Origin of the sequence: Streptomyces sp. x-80, assembly GCF_046549095.1 — a bacterium.
Lineage (GTDB): Bacteria > Actinomycetota > Actinomycetes > Streptomycetales > Streptomycetaceae > Streptomyces > Streptomyces celluloflavus.
Genome location: NZ_JAJPWM010000002.1, coordinates 217,830 through 231,433, shown reverse-complemented (window position 1 = coordinate 231,433; position 13,604 = coordinate 217,830). Strand labels below are relative to the sequence as shown.

At 68.7% G+C, this 13,604-nt stretch carries 19 protein-coding genes and 1 pseudogene; 13 read left to right on the top strand and 7 right to left on the bottom strand.

Annotation, left to right across the window (positions count from 1 at the left end):
• The first annotated feature begins 19 nt into the window (after nucleotides 1–19).
• From ACLJWH_RS03700 to ACLJWH_RS03680, 5 genes are read left to right on the top strand one after another with little or no spacing between them, the layout of a single operon-like run.
• Nucleotides 20–871: a sigma-70 family RNA polymerase sigma factor gene (locus ACLJWH_RS03700; protein ID WP_411140084.1), complete on the top strand. Its 852-nt coding sequence runs from the start codon at nucleotides 20–22 to the stop codon at nucleotides 869–871.
• Nucleotides 868–1,155 (top strand): HNH endonuclease, encoded by a 288-nt coding sequence (locus tag ACLJWH_RS03695; RefSeq protein WP_411140083.1) that lies wholly within the window; start codon nucleotides 868–870, stop codon nucleotides 1,153–1,155. Before ACLJWH_RS03700 ends, ACLJWH_RS03695 begins: the two co-directional genes overlap by 4 nt.
• Complete coding sequence (locus ACLJWH_RS03690) at nucleotides 1,152–1,277, top strand: hypothetical protein (RefSeq protein ID WP_411140082.1); 126 nt, start codon at nucleotides 1,152–1,154, stop codon at nucleotides 1,275–1,277. Before ACLJWH_RS03695 ends, ACLJWH_RS03690 begins: the two co-directional genes overlap by 4 nt.
• Nucleotides 1,274–1,753 carry a hypothetical protein gene (locus ACLJWH_RS03685; RefSeq protein ID WP_411140081.1) on the top strand — a complete coding sequence of 160 codons (480 nt, stop codon included), beginning with the start codon at nucleotides 1,274–1,276 and terminating at the stop codon, nucleotides 1,751–1,753. The genes ACLJWH_RS03690 and ACLJWH_RS03685 overlap by 4 nt, the downstream gene beginning before the upstream one ends.
• A complete protein-coding gene (locus ACLJWH_RS03680) occupies nucleotides 1,750–1,983 on the top strand; it encodes a hypothetical protein (RefSeq protein ID WP_411140080.1) in 234 nt (77 codons plus the stop codon). Before ACLJWH_RS03685 ends, ACLJWH_RS03680 begins: the two co-directional genes overlap by 4 nt.
• 108 nt (nucleotides 1,984–2,091) lie before the next feature.
• Here ACLJWH_RS03680 and ACLJWH_RS03675 read toward each other — a convergent pair whose 3' ends face one another.
• Together ACLJWH_RS03675 and ACLJWH_RS03670 are read right to left on the bottom strand one after the other, a co-directional pair.
• Nucleotides 2,092–2,301: a DUF397 domain-containing protein gene (locus ACLJWH_RS03675; protein WP_411140079.1), complete on the bottom strand. Its 210-nt coding sequence runs from the start codon at nucleotides 2,299–2,301 to the stop codon at nucleotides 2,092–2,094.
• A complete protein-coding gene (locus tag ACLJWH_RS03670; protein ID WP_411140078.1) occupies nucleotides 2,298–3,125 on the bottom strand; it encodes a helix-turn-helix domain-containing protein in 828 nt (275 codons plus the stop codon). The genes ACLJWH_RS03675 and ACLJWH_RS03670 overlap by 4 nt, the downstream gene beginning before the upstream one ends.
• A 540-nt stretch (nucleotides 3,126–3,665) precedes the next feature.
• On the opposite strand from ACLJWH_RS03670, the gene ACLJWH_RS03665 reads away from it, so the two are divergent.
• The 5 genes from ACLJWH_RS03665 (at nucleotide 3,666) to ACLJWH_RS03645 (ending at nucleotide 7,131) form a co-directional block, all read left to right on the top strand.
• The gene (locus tag ACLJWH_RS03665; protein WP_411140077.1) at nucleotides 3,666–3,935 is read left to right on the top strand and encodes a hypothetical protein; all 270 of its coding nucleotides are present in this window, start codon (nucleotides 3,666–3,668) and stop codon (nucleotides 3,933–3,935) included.
• Nucleotides 3,936–4,068: 133 nt separating this feature from the next.
• Nucleotides 4,069–4,218, top strand: a complete 150-nt coding sequence (locus ACLJWH_RS03660) for a hypothetical protein (RefSeq protein WP_411140076.1) — start codon at nucleotides 4,069–4,071, stop codon at nucleotides 4,216–4,218.
• A gap of 12 nt (nucleotides 4,219–4,230) precedes the next feature.
• The gene (locus ACLJWH_RS03655) at nucleotides 4,231–5,418 is read left to right on the top strand and encodes a JmjC domain-containing protein (protein ID WP_411140075.1); all 1,188 of its coding nucleotides are present in this window, start codon (nucleotides 4,231–4,233) and stop codon (nucleotides 5,416–5,418) included.
• Nucleotides 5,415–6,323 carry an aldo/keto reductase gene (locus ACLJWH_RS03650; RefSeq protein WP_411140074.1) on the top strand — a complete coding sequence of 303 codons (909 nt, stop codon included), beginning with the start codon at nucleotides 5,415–5,417 and terminating at the stop codon, nucleotides 6,321–6,323. Before ACLJWH_RS03655 ends, ACLJWH_RS03650 begins: the two co-directional genes overlap by 4 nt.
• A complete protein-coding gene (locus ACLJWH_RS03645) occupies nucleotides 6,304–7,131 on the top strand; it encodes a phosphotransferase family protein (protein WP_411140073.1) in 828 nt (275 codons plus the stop codon). The genes ACLJWH_RS03650 and ACLJWH_RS03645 overlap by 20 nt, the downstream gene beginning before the upstream one ends.
• A gap of 55 nt (nucleotides 7,132–7,186) precedes the next feature.
• Here ACLJWH_RS03645 and ACLJWH_RS03640 read toward each other — a convergent pair whose 3' ends face one another.
• The 3 genes from ACLJWH_RS03640 to ACLJWH_RS03630 are packed head-to-tail and all read right to left on the bottom strand — an operon-like array spanning nucleotide 7,187 to nucleotide 9,035.
• Nucleotides 7,187–7,993, bottom strand: coding sequence for a hypothetical protein (locus ACLJWH_RS03640; RefSeq protein ID WP_411140072.1), 807 nt, complete (start codon nucleotides 7,991–7,993; stop codon nucleotides 7,187–7,189).
• Complete coding sequence (locus ACLJWH_RS03635) at nucleotides 7,990–8,148, bottom strand: hypothetical protein (protein ID WP_411140071.1); 159 nt, start codon at nucleotides 8,146–8,148, stop codon at nucleotides 7,990–7,992. The genes ACLJWH_RS03640 and ACLJWH_RS03635 overlap by 4 nt, the downstream gene beginning before the upstream one ends.
• Nucleotides 8,145–9,035: a hypothetical protein gene (locus ACLJWH_RS03630; RefSeq protein ID WP_411140070.1), complete on the bottom strand. Its 891-nt coding sequence runs from the start codon at nucleotides 9,033–9,035 to the stop codon at nucleotides 8,145–8,147. The genes ACLJWH_RS03635 and ACLJWH_RS03630 overlap by 4 nt, the downstream gene beginning before the upstream one ends.
• Nucleotides 9,036–9,279: 244 nt before the next feature.
• Here ACLJWH_RS03630 and ACLJWH_RS03625 point away from each other — a divergent pair.
• The 3 genes and pseudogenes from ACLJWH_RS03625 to ACLJWH_RS03615 all read left to right on the top strand — a co-directional run.
• A pseudogene (locus tag ACLJWH_RS03625) lies at nucleotides 9,280–9,417 on the top strand (exodeoxyribonuclease III); the annotation flags it as partial.
• Between the two features lie 278 nt (nucleotides 9,418–9,695).
• Nucleotides 9,696–10,160, top strand: a complete 465-nt coding sequence (locus ACLJWH_RS03620; protein ID WP_411140069.1) for a VOC family protein — start codon at nucleotides 9,696–9,698, stop codon at nucleotides 10,158–10,160.
• 195 nt (nucleotides 10,161–10,355) lie between these two features.
• Nucleotides 10,356–11,000: a dihydrofolate reductase family protein gene (locus ACLJWH_RS03615; RefSeq protein WP_411140068.1), complete on the top strand. Its 645-nt coding sequence runs from the start codon at nucleotides 10,356–10,358 to the stop codon at nucleotides 10,998–11,000.
• 294 nt (nucleotides 11,001–11,294) lie between these two features.
• On the opposite strand, the gene ACLJWH_RS03610 is transcribed toward ACLJWH_RS03615, so the two are convergent.
• Both ACLJWH_RS03610 and ACLJWH_RS03605 read right to left on the bottom strand, forming a co-directional pair.
• Entirely contained in the window at nucleotides 11,295–11,987 is a 693-nt protein-coding gene (locus ACLJWH_RS03610) for a DUF4232 domain-containing protein (RefSeq protein ID WP_411140067.1), read from the bottom strand.
• 626 nt (nucleotides 11,988–12,613) lie between these two features.
• Nucleotides 12,614–13,378 (bottom strand): DUF4389 domain-containing protein, encoded by a 765-nt coding sequence (locus tag ACLJWH_RS03605; protein ID WP_411140066.1) that lies wholly within the window; start codon nucleotides 13,376–13,378, stop codon nucleotides 12,614–12,616.
• Nucleotides 13,379–13,604: the final 226 nt, after the last annotated feature.

The window sequence follows — 13,604 nt, the reverse complement described above, 5'->3', positions numbered from 1 at the left end:
TTCCAAGGAGCACCACCCCATGCTTTGCCCTGCCCTGATTCGTGTTGCCCAGAACGGCGACACGGAGGCAACTGCCCAGGTGCTGAACAGCCTGGAAGGGATGATCTACCACCTGGCGGAGAAGCGACTCCGGCACCGGCCCGACTTCACCGACCGGGTGGAAGACCTCCGCCAGGAGGGCCGCGTGGCGGTCCTGGAGGCCCTGGCCAGCCATGACCCGTCACGAGGGTCGAAGTTCTCCACGTACGCCCACCACTACATACGGGGGGCGATGTCCTTTGCGACTAACCCGGCCTCCGGCCCAACGGTTTCGAACGAAACCCTCGCCACGTTCAAGGGTTGTCTGGGCGTCGTCGGCGGCGACATGGAGGCCGCGGAGTACCTGGCAACGGTCCTCCCTGGAGCGGGTCACCGGATGAGTCCGGCGACGGCCCATCTGGCCCGCCTGGCCCTGGAGGGCGTGGAGTCCCTGGATGCCCCGGCCGGCAACGAAGAAACGTTTTCTCTGGGAGAGGCGCTGGCAGATCCGCATGCCCTCGTGGTGCCGGAGGGCCTAGCGGGCTCCTCCGACCTCGCACGCCAGGACCGAGAGCGCAAGGCCGCCCTGGCCCATGCCCTCCTAGAGACGCTGACCGGCAACGCTGGGCGCATCGTCCGCATGGTCTTCGGGTTCGAGCCGGAGACCCACCTATTCAACGGCTACGACCACGACGGCCTCCCGATACCCGACCACGCCGCGATAGCGGAGGCCCTGGGCATCACCCAGGCCGCCTCTCGGCAGACGTTGAAGCGGGCCCTGGACCGCCTCCGCGCGAGGGTCGAAACGCTCGCCCTGGAGGGCGTGGACCTGGACGTGGAACTGGCCGCGTGACCCGACGCCGCAGGCGCCTGGCGCCATCTCGACGCCCGCCGCGACGGCGCCGACCTCCGCCGTACGACCGGGACGAAGTCCTGGCCCGCTGGTCCGGCTGCGCCTACTGCGACGGCCCGGCCGAAGAGCTGGACCACGTGCTCCCCCTCGCCCGCGGAGGCCGGGACACGGCGGACAACGTCGTGGCCGCCTGCCGCACCTGCAACGCAACCAAGTACACCCACATCCTGGCCTGTTGGGCCCTGACCGAAGGAAGCGCCGTCCCGTGCGCATGCGATTCATGACCTTGGAAGACGCCACCCTGGCCGGCGCCTCCGTGATGGACTTGGACGACGCCCCGGAGCCGGAGTCCGGACAGTGGCCGGACCCCTGGGAACAAGAAGCCCTGAAGGAGCGGGACGCATGAGCGAGACCTACGAATGCGAGTGGGATGGAAAGACTCAACTCTCCGTCTCGGAAGACCCGGACGGCTATGTGGAACTGGCCGTAGGACCAGTCGCAGACCCCGACGACCACCCCAGAGACAACAGAGGTGTACTCCTGACACCGGACACCGCCCGGCGCCTGGCCCGGACAGTCACCCTGACGACCTTCAGCCTGGAGGGGGAAGACATCAGCGACGCCGTACCGGAGCCCTGCCCGGACAGCAACAAGCCGTGTGCCGTGGACTGCCCGCTCCGCCGCACGTGCCACGAAACAGCCCTGGATGACGTACCTCGGGCATCCCTGGACGACGGAACCGCCCCTCCCCTCCACTACCCGGCGGGGGCCGAACCCACAGCGGCGGAAAGCTTCCTGGCAGCCAGGAAGCTAGCCGGCCCCGCGGCGTCCCTGGACGACGTGCTCCGCGTCGCTGACTACCTGAAGGGCGGCCGGCCGTGAACGACTCCACGGTGAGTGCCGTACGCCACACCCACGGCGGGGCCTACGCCACCCAGGACCGAACTGGGCGGCGGGTCGTGGCCCTGGAGGTGGGATACGAACACGACGGGAGCGGCCAGACGGCCGTCCTCCCCATGCTCCCCGGCCTGGCCCGCGAAATAGGCGCGGCCATGATGATGGCGGCGGAAGACGCCGAACGATCACCCGAACGCCCGGTGCTGGCGCCATGACAGCAGAGCCCCGGTTCTCCCACCGCTGGGAGGACCGGGGCGCTTTGTCGTTCCCGCGGGGCTCACGACCGCTCGTTCAGCGTGGGAGCCGGAGTGATTAGCGACGGGTCACCCCCGGAAGTCACCGGTCTTGATGTCGGCGACGAACGCAGTCCAGGACGACGCGGGGAAGACGAGCTGCGGGCCCTGCGGGGCCTTCGAGTCACGGACGGAGACGATGCCAGTCGCGGCGGCGCTGGTCGGTGCCCACTCGATGCACTCGCCGCCGTTGTTCTGGCTGTAGCTGGAGCTGGTCCAGTCAAGGGTCTCGTGGGTCATGAGTAGCGTTCCTTCGAGATGGAGTCGATCAGCTCTGCCGACTCGTCCGGCGGTGTGGCCATGGCCTTGAGCAGATCATAAGCATCCTGCGCCCTTGCCACGTCGTCCGCTTCGGCTAGTACATACCCTTTGGGAAACCCGTCAACGTGCACAACGTCAGCGCCTTCGGTGAACGACAGAAGGCCGAACGGGCTTGCCCAACCGTGGTGCCTGCCCTTGTCTGGAATGATCTGAACTCGGTGGGCAGGGTCCTCCGCAAGGTCCCGAAGGTGCGCAAGCTGACCCTGCATCAGCTCCGCGTCACCAACGGCGTTCCGCAGGACCGCTTCGTTCAGCACCAGCCACAGACGCGCTGACTTCTCGCGAGTCAGGATGCGCTGTCGCTCTATCCGCGCAGTCACCAGGTCATCAAGGTTAGTTGGCCGACCGGTACGCAATACGGCCCTTGCATAGTCTGGCGTCTGTACCAAACCAGGTACTAGCTGCGGATGGAACATGCGCACCCCTATGGCCTTTTCCTCCAGTTCCACATACCGCCGGAACCAGGGTGGGAAGGCGTACCGCAGTGCTAACGGCCATAACCTGACGAAGCGTCCGTTGGAGTGCGGAAACACGCGGTCGCACGCCTCGGCGAAGGCCAGTGCTGGCACGCGCTCCCCAGCTTCGATCTTGGCCACAAGTGAGTATCCGCAGTGCGCCGCCTTGCCCAGCGTCTGGCGCTTCATGCCCAACCGCTCACGCTCAATCTTGACTTCACTCCCAAAGTGCTTGAGAGGCGACGCGGCGGGATCGGCGGTCTCGGCATACTCATCTTCGACGCTCAAACGAACCCCCTTGAAAGTGCTGGACAGTTGCGACTGTCCAAGCTGCCTGCCTGTTCAGCGTACGCCCGGAAGCCGATCCTTAGGTGGTCAGGCGCAATACGGGCCGCGAGACGAAAGGTGGTGGCAGCCATGGCGAACGATCTACCGAAGCGGCATCGCGCACGTGACGGCGCGTCGGATCTGAACGCGCCCGTAGCCCGGCCCCACTTGCTGATGCCGGGGCCGCCGAAGGTCTGGTTCTCCCCGTGGGCGCCGCTACCCATTGAGGTACCGCGTGGGCCTTACACCGTGCCCAACCGGGCGACCTTGCGGAGGGTCGAGACCGGTCTCCTCCAACTCAAGCGGAGGGCTGATGTCCGCTAATGAGCATCCGCCGGCGCTGTACGTTCCCGGGCTGGAGCCTGTGCCACACCCCGAGTGCCCTATCTGCATGGCAGCGGCACGCGCTCGTGATCGCGGACACCAACTGGGCAGCTCGGTGACCATCCAGGGCTGCAACACGATCATCCAGCGGCACCCGCACGAGACGGAGGTGGAGGCATGAACCCCGAACGCGGAGAGGACGTTGCGACGGCGCAGGGGACCGCCGCAGCTACCACCGCCGACCCGTTCGTGGGCACTCCGCACACGGGCGCACTGAACACGAAGTCGGACGTCGTCCACATTCCGCAGCGCGGCAGGCACGCGGCACCGATGCCCCCGTCACGGCCAGTGCGGATGGTCGGCCGGTACGGATGGGCCACGTTCGTCTCCTGCGTCTTCCTGTCGTGCGCCGGCATCCTCGCCCTGGCGGTATCCGGCCGCCTATGACTCCCGTCCCTGCCGGACGTAGCTGAATCGGGGCTCCCCCAATACCCCATTCGGAATCCCGGCAGGGGCGGGCACGACGGGCCCGCCACCAAGGAGCGGGTCTTTGCAGAGATTCACCCACCAAGGAGGAGTTATGGCAAGCACCACCCCCGCCGCGAAGGCGGGCAGTACGACCCAGGGGTCCGGTCTGGTCAAGGCCCGGCGCGCGATCAGCGCCGCCCGTGAGCGGGGCGTCACCCCGTCCGACGGTGGCGGCACCGGCCGTACCGACAGCAACGACTAATCCGGAGGAACGTTGTCGCCGCTGAATCTGGCGACGCACCTGGGCCAGGAGGAGTTCCTGGCCCAGGTGTACCACCGCCACTACCACCACGTGCCGGGCGCTGTCCCGGCCCCCCGGGAACTGATCACCTGGGATGATCTCAACACCATCCTTGCCACCAACCGCATGGACCCGCCCCGCCTCCGCCTTTCCATGGACGGTGAGATGTTGCCGCAGTACCGGTACAGCTCTCCGGTCACGACGCGGCGCCATGTCGTATGGCAGCGACTTCACCCGGCGGAGCTACACGCCCGCCTCGCCGAAGGTGCCTCACTGGTCATCGACGCCGTGGACGAACTCCACCCCGCAGTTGGCCGCGCCGCCATGGAGCTGGAGCAATGGCTCCGCACTGGTGTGCAGGCCAACTTGTATGCCTCGTGGACTGCCCGGGAGGGCTTCGGTGTTCACTGGGACGACCACGATGTTGTTGTGGTTCAGGTGGACGGGGTGAAGCGGTGGAAGGTCTACGGCCCCACTCGCGCGGCGCCCATGTACAAGGACACGGAAGAGCCGGAGCCACCGCCGGAAGAGCCGCTCACGGAAGTGGTCATGCGCCCCGGGGATCTCCTCTATCTCCCCCGCGGATGGTGGCATTCCGTTGCCGCTTCCGAAGGAGAACGCTCCCTACATCTGACCTTCGGAATCCGAACGACGACAGGTGCACAGCTCCTGTCGTGGCTCGCCGACGACTTGCGGCGCCACGACGTGTTGCGCATGGATCTTCCCGTTCACGCATCGCCCGAGGAGCAAGCGGACTATCTGGAGCGGCTCCGAAAGGAAGTCGCGACGGCCCTGGCGGACCCCCGCCTCATCGGCCGGTACGTGGCCGCGCGGGACGGGGAGGACGTGACCCGGATGCGGCCCAGCCTTCCGCACATCACTGATGTCCCTGCTGTGCCCGCGGTGCGCGTCAGGCTGACCACAGCCCGCGCAGACCTTGAACTCACCGGCGACGGAGTCACCTTCCGCGCGTGCGGCAACGAGTGGGACATGGCAACGGAGGCCGCGCCCCTGTTACGTGGCCTGCTCTCCGCCGTGCCCGGTTCGATCTCCCTTGGCGAACTGGCCGACCGCGCCGGCATCGCCGTGGAAGACGCGGCCCAGGTGATCGCGGATTTGGTCAGCGGCCAGGCGGTTGCAGTAGACGGGGGTGCCGGATGACCGTGGCATCCCTGGGACTGGGCACATACCGCCTTCGCCCCCCTGCCGTGCACGAAGCGGCGTGCCGTGCGGCGGAGGACCCGAAAACCGCCTGGGTGGACACCGCCCCCAATTATTTGGAGGGTCGGGCCCAATCCCTTCTGGCTCCGGCTTTGGCCCGCCACCCGGTCCCGGTCTCCACGAAGGTGGGATTCCTGACGAAGAGCGCGGCCACGGCAGCAGTCGCGGACAGGGCTCTCAGCGCCGCCGAAGCCGCTTCGGGGCATTGCCTGACCGCTCCGTATGTCCACTGGCAGTGTGCCCAAAACCGTACGGAGCTGGGACGGGACCGATTGAACGTGGTCTTCGTCCACAACCCGGAGCGGACCACGGGCGACCCGGATGACGCACTTCGTACCGCTTTCACCGCGTTGGAGGAGCAGGTTGAGGCGGGGGCCCTGGACGCGTACGGCGTGGCCACCTGGGACGGCTTCGAGACCGGGATGCTCACCGTGCCGAAGCTGGACCGCGTGGCAGCCGAAGCGGCCGGTACGGCTCAGCACCACCTACGAGCCCTGCAACTTCCCGTGTCGCTGGTGACCGCAACCGCCTTCGCCCAGGCGCTGGACGGAGAAGGCCCGGTTGCCCAGGCAGCCGGCCGGGGGTGGCAGGTGTACGCATCGGCCCCCCTGTTCGGCGGAAAGTTGTCCGACCTGGCCACGCGCGAACTGGCGGACTTGCTCCGCCCGGACCTCGACGTGACCCAAGCCTGCCTCTTAGCCGTCGCGTCATGCCCAGGAGTGACGCGGGTTCTCCTGTCAGCGTCGAGCCCGGCACACTGGGCCGAAGCCCGCGCGGCCCTCCGTGAGCCGCCGATCCCGGCCACGACGCTTCGAAAGGTGCTGGATGTACTCGCCCCCGACTGATCCCGCCGACCGGCAACGAATGGCGGAGGCGTTCAAACGTGCCGTCCATGAACTGGGCGTCACCGTGCACGGCTCGGAAGTCTGGGGGTGGTTCGGCCGCACCTTGAGCGGTCGTGTTCACTCACCGACGTATGGCCTGGCCTGGCTCCGGCTCACATCGACACCGGAGGAGAAGGCAACGGGCAAGATCTGGGAAGGCAACCAGAAAGCCGCTGAACTCTTCGGCGGCCACGTCACGATGCCGGCCCTCCACGCCACCGTGGACGAGAACAAGGACGGGTACGCCTACCGGGCCGAACTGAGCCAGTTCATCCCGGAGCCGATCTGCTCTCCCTCGCCGGTTCTCATGCCGGACACGCCCGCGCCCCGCGCTCCCTGGTGGGAATCGCTCCGCACGGATCTCGCCTACGTAGTGAAGACTCCAACGGACCGCATCGCCGTACGGCAGGAGTGGGTGGACCGTTGCGTCCCCCGTTTTCTCGGTATGCCCGCACCTCAGATCGCCGAATGGGAGACCGCTCACGGTGACCTGCAACCGGCGAACCTGACGAACGGTACCCCGTACCTGTTGGACTGGGAGGGGTTCGGCCTGGCGCCGGTGGGATACGACCCGGCCATGTTGCTGGCGTACTCGCTCTTGGCCCCGGATTTCACCGCCCGAGTCCGCGAGACGTTCCCGGTACTCGACACAGAGGCGGGGCGGGTCGCCCAAATCGTGGTCGTCACCGAACTCATGCAGTCGGCCACACGCGGAGATTACCCGGAGCTGGTCCCCGTGCTCCGGGCCCTGGCCGCTGAACTGGCCTGACGTCCGTCGGAAGAGCCCGGCGGCCTGCCTGAAGACAGTCAGGCCGCCGGGGCGGTCACGCGGCCAGCTCTCCCAGGTATCGGCGCCCTGTCCGGTCGGACACTCCGAGCTGACCGGCCAGCGTGGAACCGTTGACCGGCTGTCCCTCCGTCTCCAAGGCGGCCACGGCTGCCCGGATCTCCTCCGCTGTCCGGCCACGCGGCGCGGACTTCCGCGTCTGGATAACCTCCAGGCCCGGGAGCGTGTCCACCTGCCCGGCCCCTCCAGTGATCGCGGACAGCTCAGCCGGCCGCGACGGAGCGTCCACCGCTTCCGCGTCCACGGCCACCTCGCCCTCCAGCTCCTGGCCGTCGGCCTCTGTCTCGTCCTGGACGGACACATCGGCCTCCGTCTCGTCCCGGCCGGACACGACCGTGGCCGTCTCGGCGGAATCCGCGGTGACCGCCACCGGCTCCTCCACGGCCACCGTGTGAGCCCTGGCCACCATGTGCATGATGTGCGCAACCACGACCGGCGGCACGGCGGACACAGCGGCCACCAACCATCCAGACGACTCCACGAACCCGGCCGATATCAGGTGCGCGGTCACCTGCGCGGCCAACGCCAGAGTAAGGGCCCCGGCGGCCCCCACGACGGCCGTTCCACGACCGGGAGCCCCCTTCGGACGGGAGTCCACGAACATGGCCGCCACGGCCGCGTACACGGACACGCACACCGGCATGAGCCACGCGACCCACGGCGACCACCCGGCCAGAACGGCCAGGGAGTACTCACCCGGGGCCGACATGACCAGTGCCGCCCCGAGGACCGTGAAGGCGGCCGGGCGGGCATACCAGGGCATGGCGATGGTCTTGGCGTTCACTCGTGGCCTCCAACGTTCTGGCGGCCGTTCACCGCACGGTCCTTCAGTTCCTGGAGAATCGCCAGGGAGCGCGCCTGGCACGGTTCGCAAAACCACGTGCGCCCGACGTGCACGAACGGCCCGTCCTCGTCGCCGCAGCCCCAACACGTGATCACGCGGCCACCTCCTTGGCGGCGCCCAGGCGGGCCCGCATCGCGGCGCGGATCTCGGAAGCGCAGGTGGTCACGAACGGGTCCGGCGCGGAATCGGCAGCCAGGGCCTGGAGATCCGGGTGGGGGACGGCTCCGGCGCACACCGCACACTGGCCAGACCGCCCGACCGGAAGGGGCCTCCGGCAGTCGGAGCAGTCCGTGTACTCCGCCCAGCGGCGACGCGGGGAAGGCAGCTTCCGCGTCAGCCGGTCAGCCACGATCTTGGCGGGGGAGTGCACCGTGGCCGGAAGGCCCTGAACCAGGGCATCCGTGATCTCAACGGCGGACGCGCCGTTCTGGAGCCACTGAGCCGCCAGCGGAGCCAGCTCCTGAACCTGCTGCCGGGAGAGGAGGAGACGGGCGTCCGCAGCCTCCAGGCGGCCAAGGGCGCGGGCCGCTTCCTGGATCTGGGGTTCGTCCTTCTGGACTCCCTCCCGAGCCGGAGCGGCCGGGGCCTGCACCTTGGTCACGGAGGGGGAGGGGAGGGGCTTTCCCAGGTTCTTGGAAGAGTCCTTTACTCCCGAAGGGAGCTTTCCCGCGTTCCCAACACCCGGGCCACCGGTTCCCGGTGATGCGGGAACCGGGGAACCCTGAGTCTGCGGCAGGTCGAAAACGTCCGTGACCGTGAACACCCGGCCCGTCTCCGGGTCACGGATCGTCCGACGGACGTAGTATCCGGCCGCCTCCAGCTCGTCCAGGGCGTTGGCGACGCCCTTGCGGCCCACCCCGGGGTTCCGGTCGGCCAGGGTGCGGGCGTCCTCCTGAGCGCCGTCCGGGAGGCTCAGAAGGTGCAGAAGGATGCCGCGCGCCGTGAAGGAGAGGCGGCGGTTCCGACAGATGGCATTGGGCACGATGGTGAATTCACGATCATGCTGCGTACGATGAACGCGCACTGGGAGGGTTCAGCTCCTGGTGTCAGGAGAGACCCCGGTTAGCTGTCCAGGCGCCTGGGGTCCCTCTGTATTCCGGTGGGGTAGCGATTCGGCATGTCCAAAGTGATCACCAAGGACTTGGCTGAATCTCCGGAAACCCGCTGGTCAGAGCGCTACAGTGGCGGCGGTCAGATGACCGCATGCCGTTGTGGACTCTGCTTCTACCGGGTGGCGCATCGACTACCAGATGGCCACCCCCGGCCTCGCCGCGCGCGCGGTGAAGGCGTACGTGGAACGGGCCGCGAGCTATGACCAGCGCTGGTCGGACCACGCTCCCGTCACGGTGACGTTCGATCTCTGATGACGTGCGGCGGCGCGTGATGTCTCCGGATGCCGCCGTCCAGTGCCATCGGTGATTGACCGCGTGCCACCGGAACTTGAGGGGCCGAGGGCGCTCGTGGCCGGATCGGTTCACACCGACCGGGTGGCGACGGCGCAGCCGGCCGGCATCACCGCAGGACCGGCGCCCCGGTCCTGCGGTGATGCCGGCCGCGTTCGATCACTGACCGCGTCTGATCCACCCGGCTGGGTGCGGGCGGCAGCCCCCATTGTCAGTGCCGCGGTCTATAAGTGGTGTCCATGACCTCAACTCCGCTGCACTGGAAGCTCGTCGTCGACGCCCACGACCCGCACGCCCAGGCCGACTTCTGGGCGGCCGTGCTCGGCTACGAGGTCGAGGACCACAGCGTCCTCATCGGCAGGCTCCTCGGCCTCGGCGCCATCCCGCCCGAGATACTCGTCGGCCACCACGACCGGCGCGCCTGGCGGGACGCGGCGGCGGTACGCCACCCCGACGACCCGTACGACGCGGAGAGCGGTACGGGACTGGGGCGCCGGCTGCTCTTCAACCGCGTCCCGCGGTCGGAGATAAAGACGGCCAAGAATCGCCTGCATATCGACGTGCACAGCCCCGCGGGCGAGCTGGACACGGAGGTTGAGAGCCTCCGCGCGCTCGGCGCCCAGATCCGGAACCACGTCACGGAACCGTCCGGCGAGTGGGTGGTCATGACGGATCCGGAGGGCGGAGAGTTCTGCGTGCACTAGCCGTCCACGGCGCCGAGTACGCCCTCGAAGTGGCGCCGACCGCGCTCTTCCGGGCCCGACCGGCTGCATCCGATCACCGAACGCATCGGAACTGCTCGTCCGGGCAGCCCATTTGCCGACCGGTCGCGGGCACCTCTACGAGTTGGCCCGGCCCGGAGAGTCTCACCATCGTTATCGACAACACAGGAGGAACACGTGGCTCAGCTGCTGAGAGTCCAGAACTTCAACGTCTCCAGTGACGGCATCGGTGCCGGTGAGGACCAGAGTCTTGAGAGGCCGTTCGGTCATGTCGAGCCCGAGAGGCTGTTCGCCTGGGCCGGCGCCACGGCGAGCTGGCCCATGCGCACCGACCCCGGGGGCAGCCGGGGCCTCGACGACTACCTCACGCGGGACTACGCACGCAACATCGGCGCCGAGATCATGGGCCGCAACAAGTTCGGGCCCCAGCGGGGGCCCTGGCAGGACCATGAGTGGCAGGGCTGGTGGGGTGACGAGCCCCCGTTCCGCACCCCGGTGTTCGTCCTGACCCACCACAAGCGTCCTTCGCTCACGCTCTCCGACACCACGTTCCACTTCGTCGACGGCGACCCTGCCACGGTCCTTGAGCAGGCGCGGGAGGCGGCGCAGGGCAAGGACGTCCGGCTCGGCGGCGGGGTGAGCACCATCCGGCAGTTCCTCGACGCCGGCCTCGTCGACACCCTGCATGTGGCGGTCTCACCGGTGAAGCTCGGTGCCGGACTACGCCTCTGGGCGTCCCCCGATGAGCTGCGCGACCGGTTCCACCTGGAGATCGTGCCCAGCCCGAGCGGGGTGACGCACCACCTGTTCTGGCGAAAGTGACCCTGTCCTCAGGGCCGGCCCCGGTCGGCTGTGGTGCCTCCCGGGGCCGGCCCTGAGGCGGGCCGCCGAGTCGTGCCTCGGGCGGTCAGCCGGCCCTGACGGTTTCCTCAGCTCCTGCCCGGGTGGCGGCGATCCGGCCGGAGTCGGTGGTGGTCTCGGTGATGGTGCCGTTGAGGGTGAGGCGGTTCACCGACGACCTCGAACGCCGACGCGGCGCCGAAGGTGCGCGCCGCGTCGGGCGGAGTCCGGGGCGCGCGGCGCGTCCGGGGGGACGCGCCACTGGCCGTCGGGCCGTCAGAAGTCGTACGGCTTCTCGGTGTTCCAGTTCAGCACGTCGGCCTCGTTCCAGCTGAACTGCTTCTCGCCCTTGTTGTCGACGGAGTAGAAGGGGCCGTCGTGGCCGTCCGCGCCGCGCAGCGCGAGGGCGAACGAGGTGGCGGTGTGGTTCTTCGAGCCGTAGTCGAAGAGGTTCACCGCGGTGTACGCCTTGCCGCCGGGCTGGAGGGTGATGTGCTGGTTGCCGCCCGGGTTGTCCTTCTTCGAGTGCGGCAGTGCGGTGCCGTCGACGTCGCCGAGCTTCACGGACGGGTACGAGGTCACCCAGCAGGGCTTGTTGCCCTCGTTCGACGCGGTGACCAGCAGGTGGTCGCCCTGCTGCCCGGCGAAGCGGTGCACCGCGGTGAGCAGCATCTCGTCGCCGCGGCACTGCTGGGCGCCGGCCGTTGTGCCCTTGCCCGCGGTCTGGTTCGTCCCGCCCGAGGCGGTCGTCGAGCGCGCGCTCTCCTTGGTGTGACCGCCGCTGTTGGCCTGCTCCGCACCGCCCTTGCCGTCCCCGGTGGACACGGACCGGCTCTGCGCGGTGCCGGCGGCGTTGTCGCCGCCCGCCGCCTTCGAGCTGCCGTCGGCGCCGCCGCAGGCGGTCAGGCCCAGCGCCAGCGCGGCGGTGACGGCGGCCAGGGTGGCGGTACGAATCCGGGAAGTACGCATGATCAGGTTCCCCCTGCGTCGGGTGCGGGACTTTCCTTTGGTCGTTCCCGCGGTGTGGACACCACTCTTCCCGGGGCCACTGACGTTCTGGAAACGCCTCACTCACGTCCCGCTGACACACCGCGCGCGAACGGGTGAGGCCGAGCCGTGGACCGCTCAGCGGTGCCCAGCTTGAGCTCCGCGGCCCGCCGCGGCCGAGTCGGTGAGGGAGGCCGGGCGGCCGTGCTCCAGGTACCGGGAGCACGGCCGGGGAGCGGGCCGACATCCAGGCCGGGGCGATCTGTTGCGGCCTGACGCCGCGGTCGGGGCGGGCAGCCGAACCGGGTTGGGTCCAGGCTCCTATAGGTGCCAGGCGGTCCATCTCAGCTCGTCGCCGGTAGCGACACAGTCCCAGATCTCTGAAACCTTCAACGCGACACTGAGAAGATCACTGAGAGGTGCGGTGCGTCGCTGACGTCTTCCGTGCTGTCCGACAGCAGTGTCGCAATCGGCATCGGCATCGGCATCGGCATCGGCGTCGGCATCAGCGGCAGCCGGGGCGTCCCTTCCGTGTGCACGCGGACGGGGGCGCCCCGCTCCTGTGGTGGGGCACAGCCGGGGGGTGTCCGAATCCCCGGGATGTCCGGTCACGTGGGGGACTTCGCCACGTCCGGCGGGTCCGGATAGGGGGCCGGGTTCGGGCGGATCGGTGGGTAGGCGACGGTCAGCAGGAACATGTAGGCGATGACTTCCCCCAGCCAGCGGTCGAAGGCCATGAGCGCGTTGAACTGGCGCCTGGGATAGCGGCCGGTGAACGCCAGGATTCCGGCGGGGCAGGTGAAGAGCACGATCACTGCGACAACCAGCGCCAGGAACGCCGAGAGCCCGCCGAGCCACCACAGGAGCCGGAAGGCGAGGAAGAAGAGGGCGATCAGGACGTAGTGAGGGGCCGCGCGCAGCCACGACGTCACCAGCGCCGAACCGCGCGGCAGTTGCTCCGGGTAGGGGATGTGCAGGCGGGCCGGGTAGTCGGGTACGGCGCCGAGGCTGAAGGGTGGATAGCGGTCGGTGGCCAGTGCCGCGTACGAGTAGAAGGCCACCCGCCAGGTCCAGCGCAGTACGCCGGTGGTGAAGCGGAACAGTACGTGTGGATAGCGCCCGGTGAAGAAGATCGCGAAGGACGCGATCGCGCTGGCGATGAGGAAGGAGATCCACAGGAGGATCAGAGCGATGTGGTGGGGGAAGAGCAACAGCCATTTCACCAGCCAGAGCCAGCGGGACAGGGGCTCGTCCAGTTCCCCTTCGAGCCGGACCGGCCGGTACACCGCCGCGATCGTCGCCATGACGGTCAGCTCCTTCCCGGCAGGGTGGCCGCCACCGTCGAACGGCTGCGCGTCAACGCCTGCGGGCACCGCAACGGGCTTCGATGACCCGGTCCGGGCCGCCGTGGCGCGCGAGGCGGGCCGGAAACCCGTCCCAGGGCCGCTCGCTCCTTTCCAGGGTAGGTCTTTCCGGTGCGGCGGTGACCGCATCTGCACCCACCACGCACCCGCCCCGCACAGGCACCCGCCCCGCACCCCGGCGGCCCGTCAGCCGGTGTACTCCACCGTGCTCGGCGCGGTGTTGTTCTCCTGGTCC

Bases quoted from the DNA above. Each gene is read 5' to 3' on its own strand.
- ACLJWH_RS03700 (WP_411140084.1), top strand. From the start codon at position 20: ATGCTTTGCCCTGCCCTGATTCGTGTTGCCCAGAACGGCGACACGGAG.
- ACLJWH_RS03690 (WP_411140082.1), top strand. From the start codon at position 1,152: ATGACCTTGGAAGACGCCACCCTGGCCGGCGCCTCCGTGATGGACTTG.
- ACLJWH_RS03685 (WP_411140081.1), top strand. From the start codon at position 1,274: ATGAGCGAGACCTACGAATGCGAGTGGGATGGAAAGACTCAACTCTCC.
- ACLJWH_RS03675 (WP_411140079.1), bottom strand. From the start codon at position 2,301: ATGACCCACGAGACCCTTGACTGGACCAGCTCCAGCTACAGCCAGAAC.
- ACLJWH_RS03665 (WP_411140077.1), top strand. From the start codon at position 3,666: ATGAACCCCGAACGCGGAGAGGACGTTGCGACGGCGCAGGGGACCGCC.
- ACLJWH_RS03660 (WP_411140076.1), top strand. From the start codon at position 4,069: ATGGCAAGCACCACCCCCGCCGCGAAGGCGGGCAGTACGACCCAGGGG.
- ACLJWH_RS03650 (WP_411140074.1), top strand. From the start codon at position 5,415: ATGACCGTGGCATCCCTGGGACTGGGCACATACCGCCTTCGCCCCCCT.
- ACLJWH_RS03645 (WP_411140073.1), top strand. From the start codon at position 6,304: ATGTACTCGCCCCCGACTGATCCCGCCGACCGGCAACGAATGGCGGAG.
- ACLJWH_RS03620 (WP_411140069.1), top strand. From the start codon at position 9,696: ATGACCTCAACTCCGCTGCACTGGAAGCTCGTCGTCGACGCCCACGAC.
- ACLJWH_RS03610 (WP_411140067.1), bottom strand. From the start codon at position 11,987: ATGCGTACTTCCCGGATTCGTACCGCCACCCTGGCCGCCGTCACCGCC.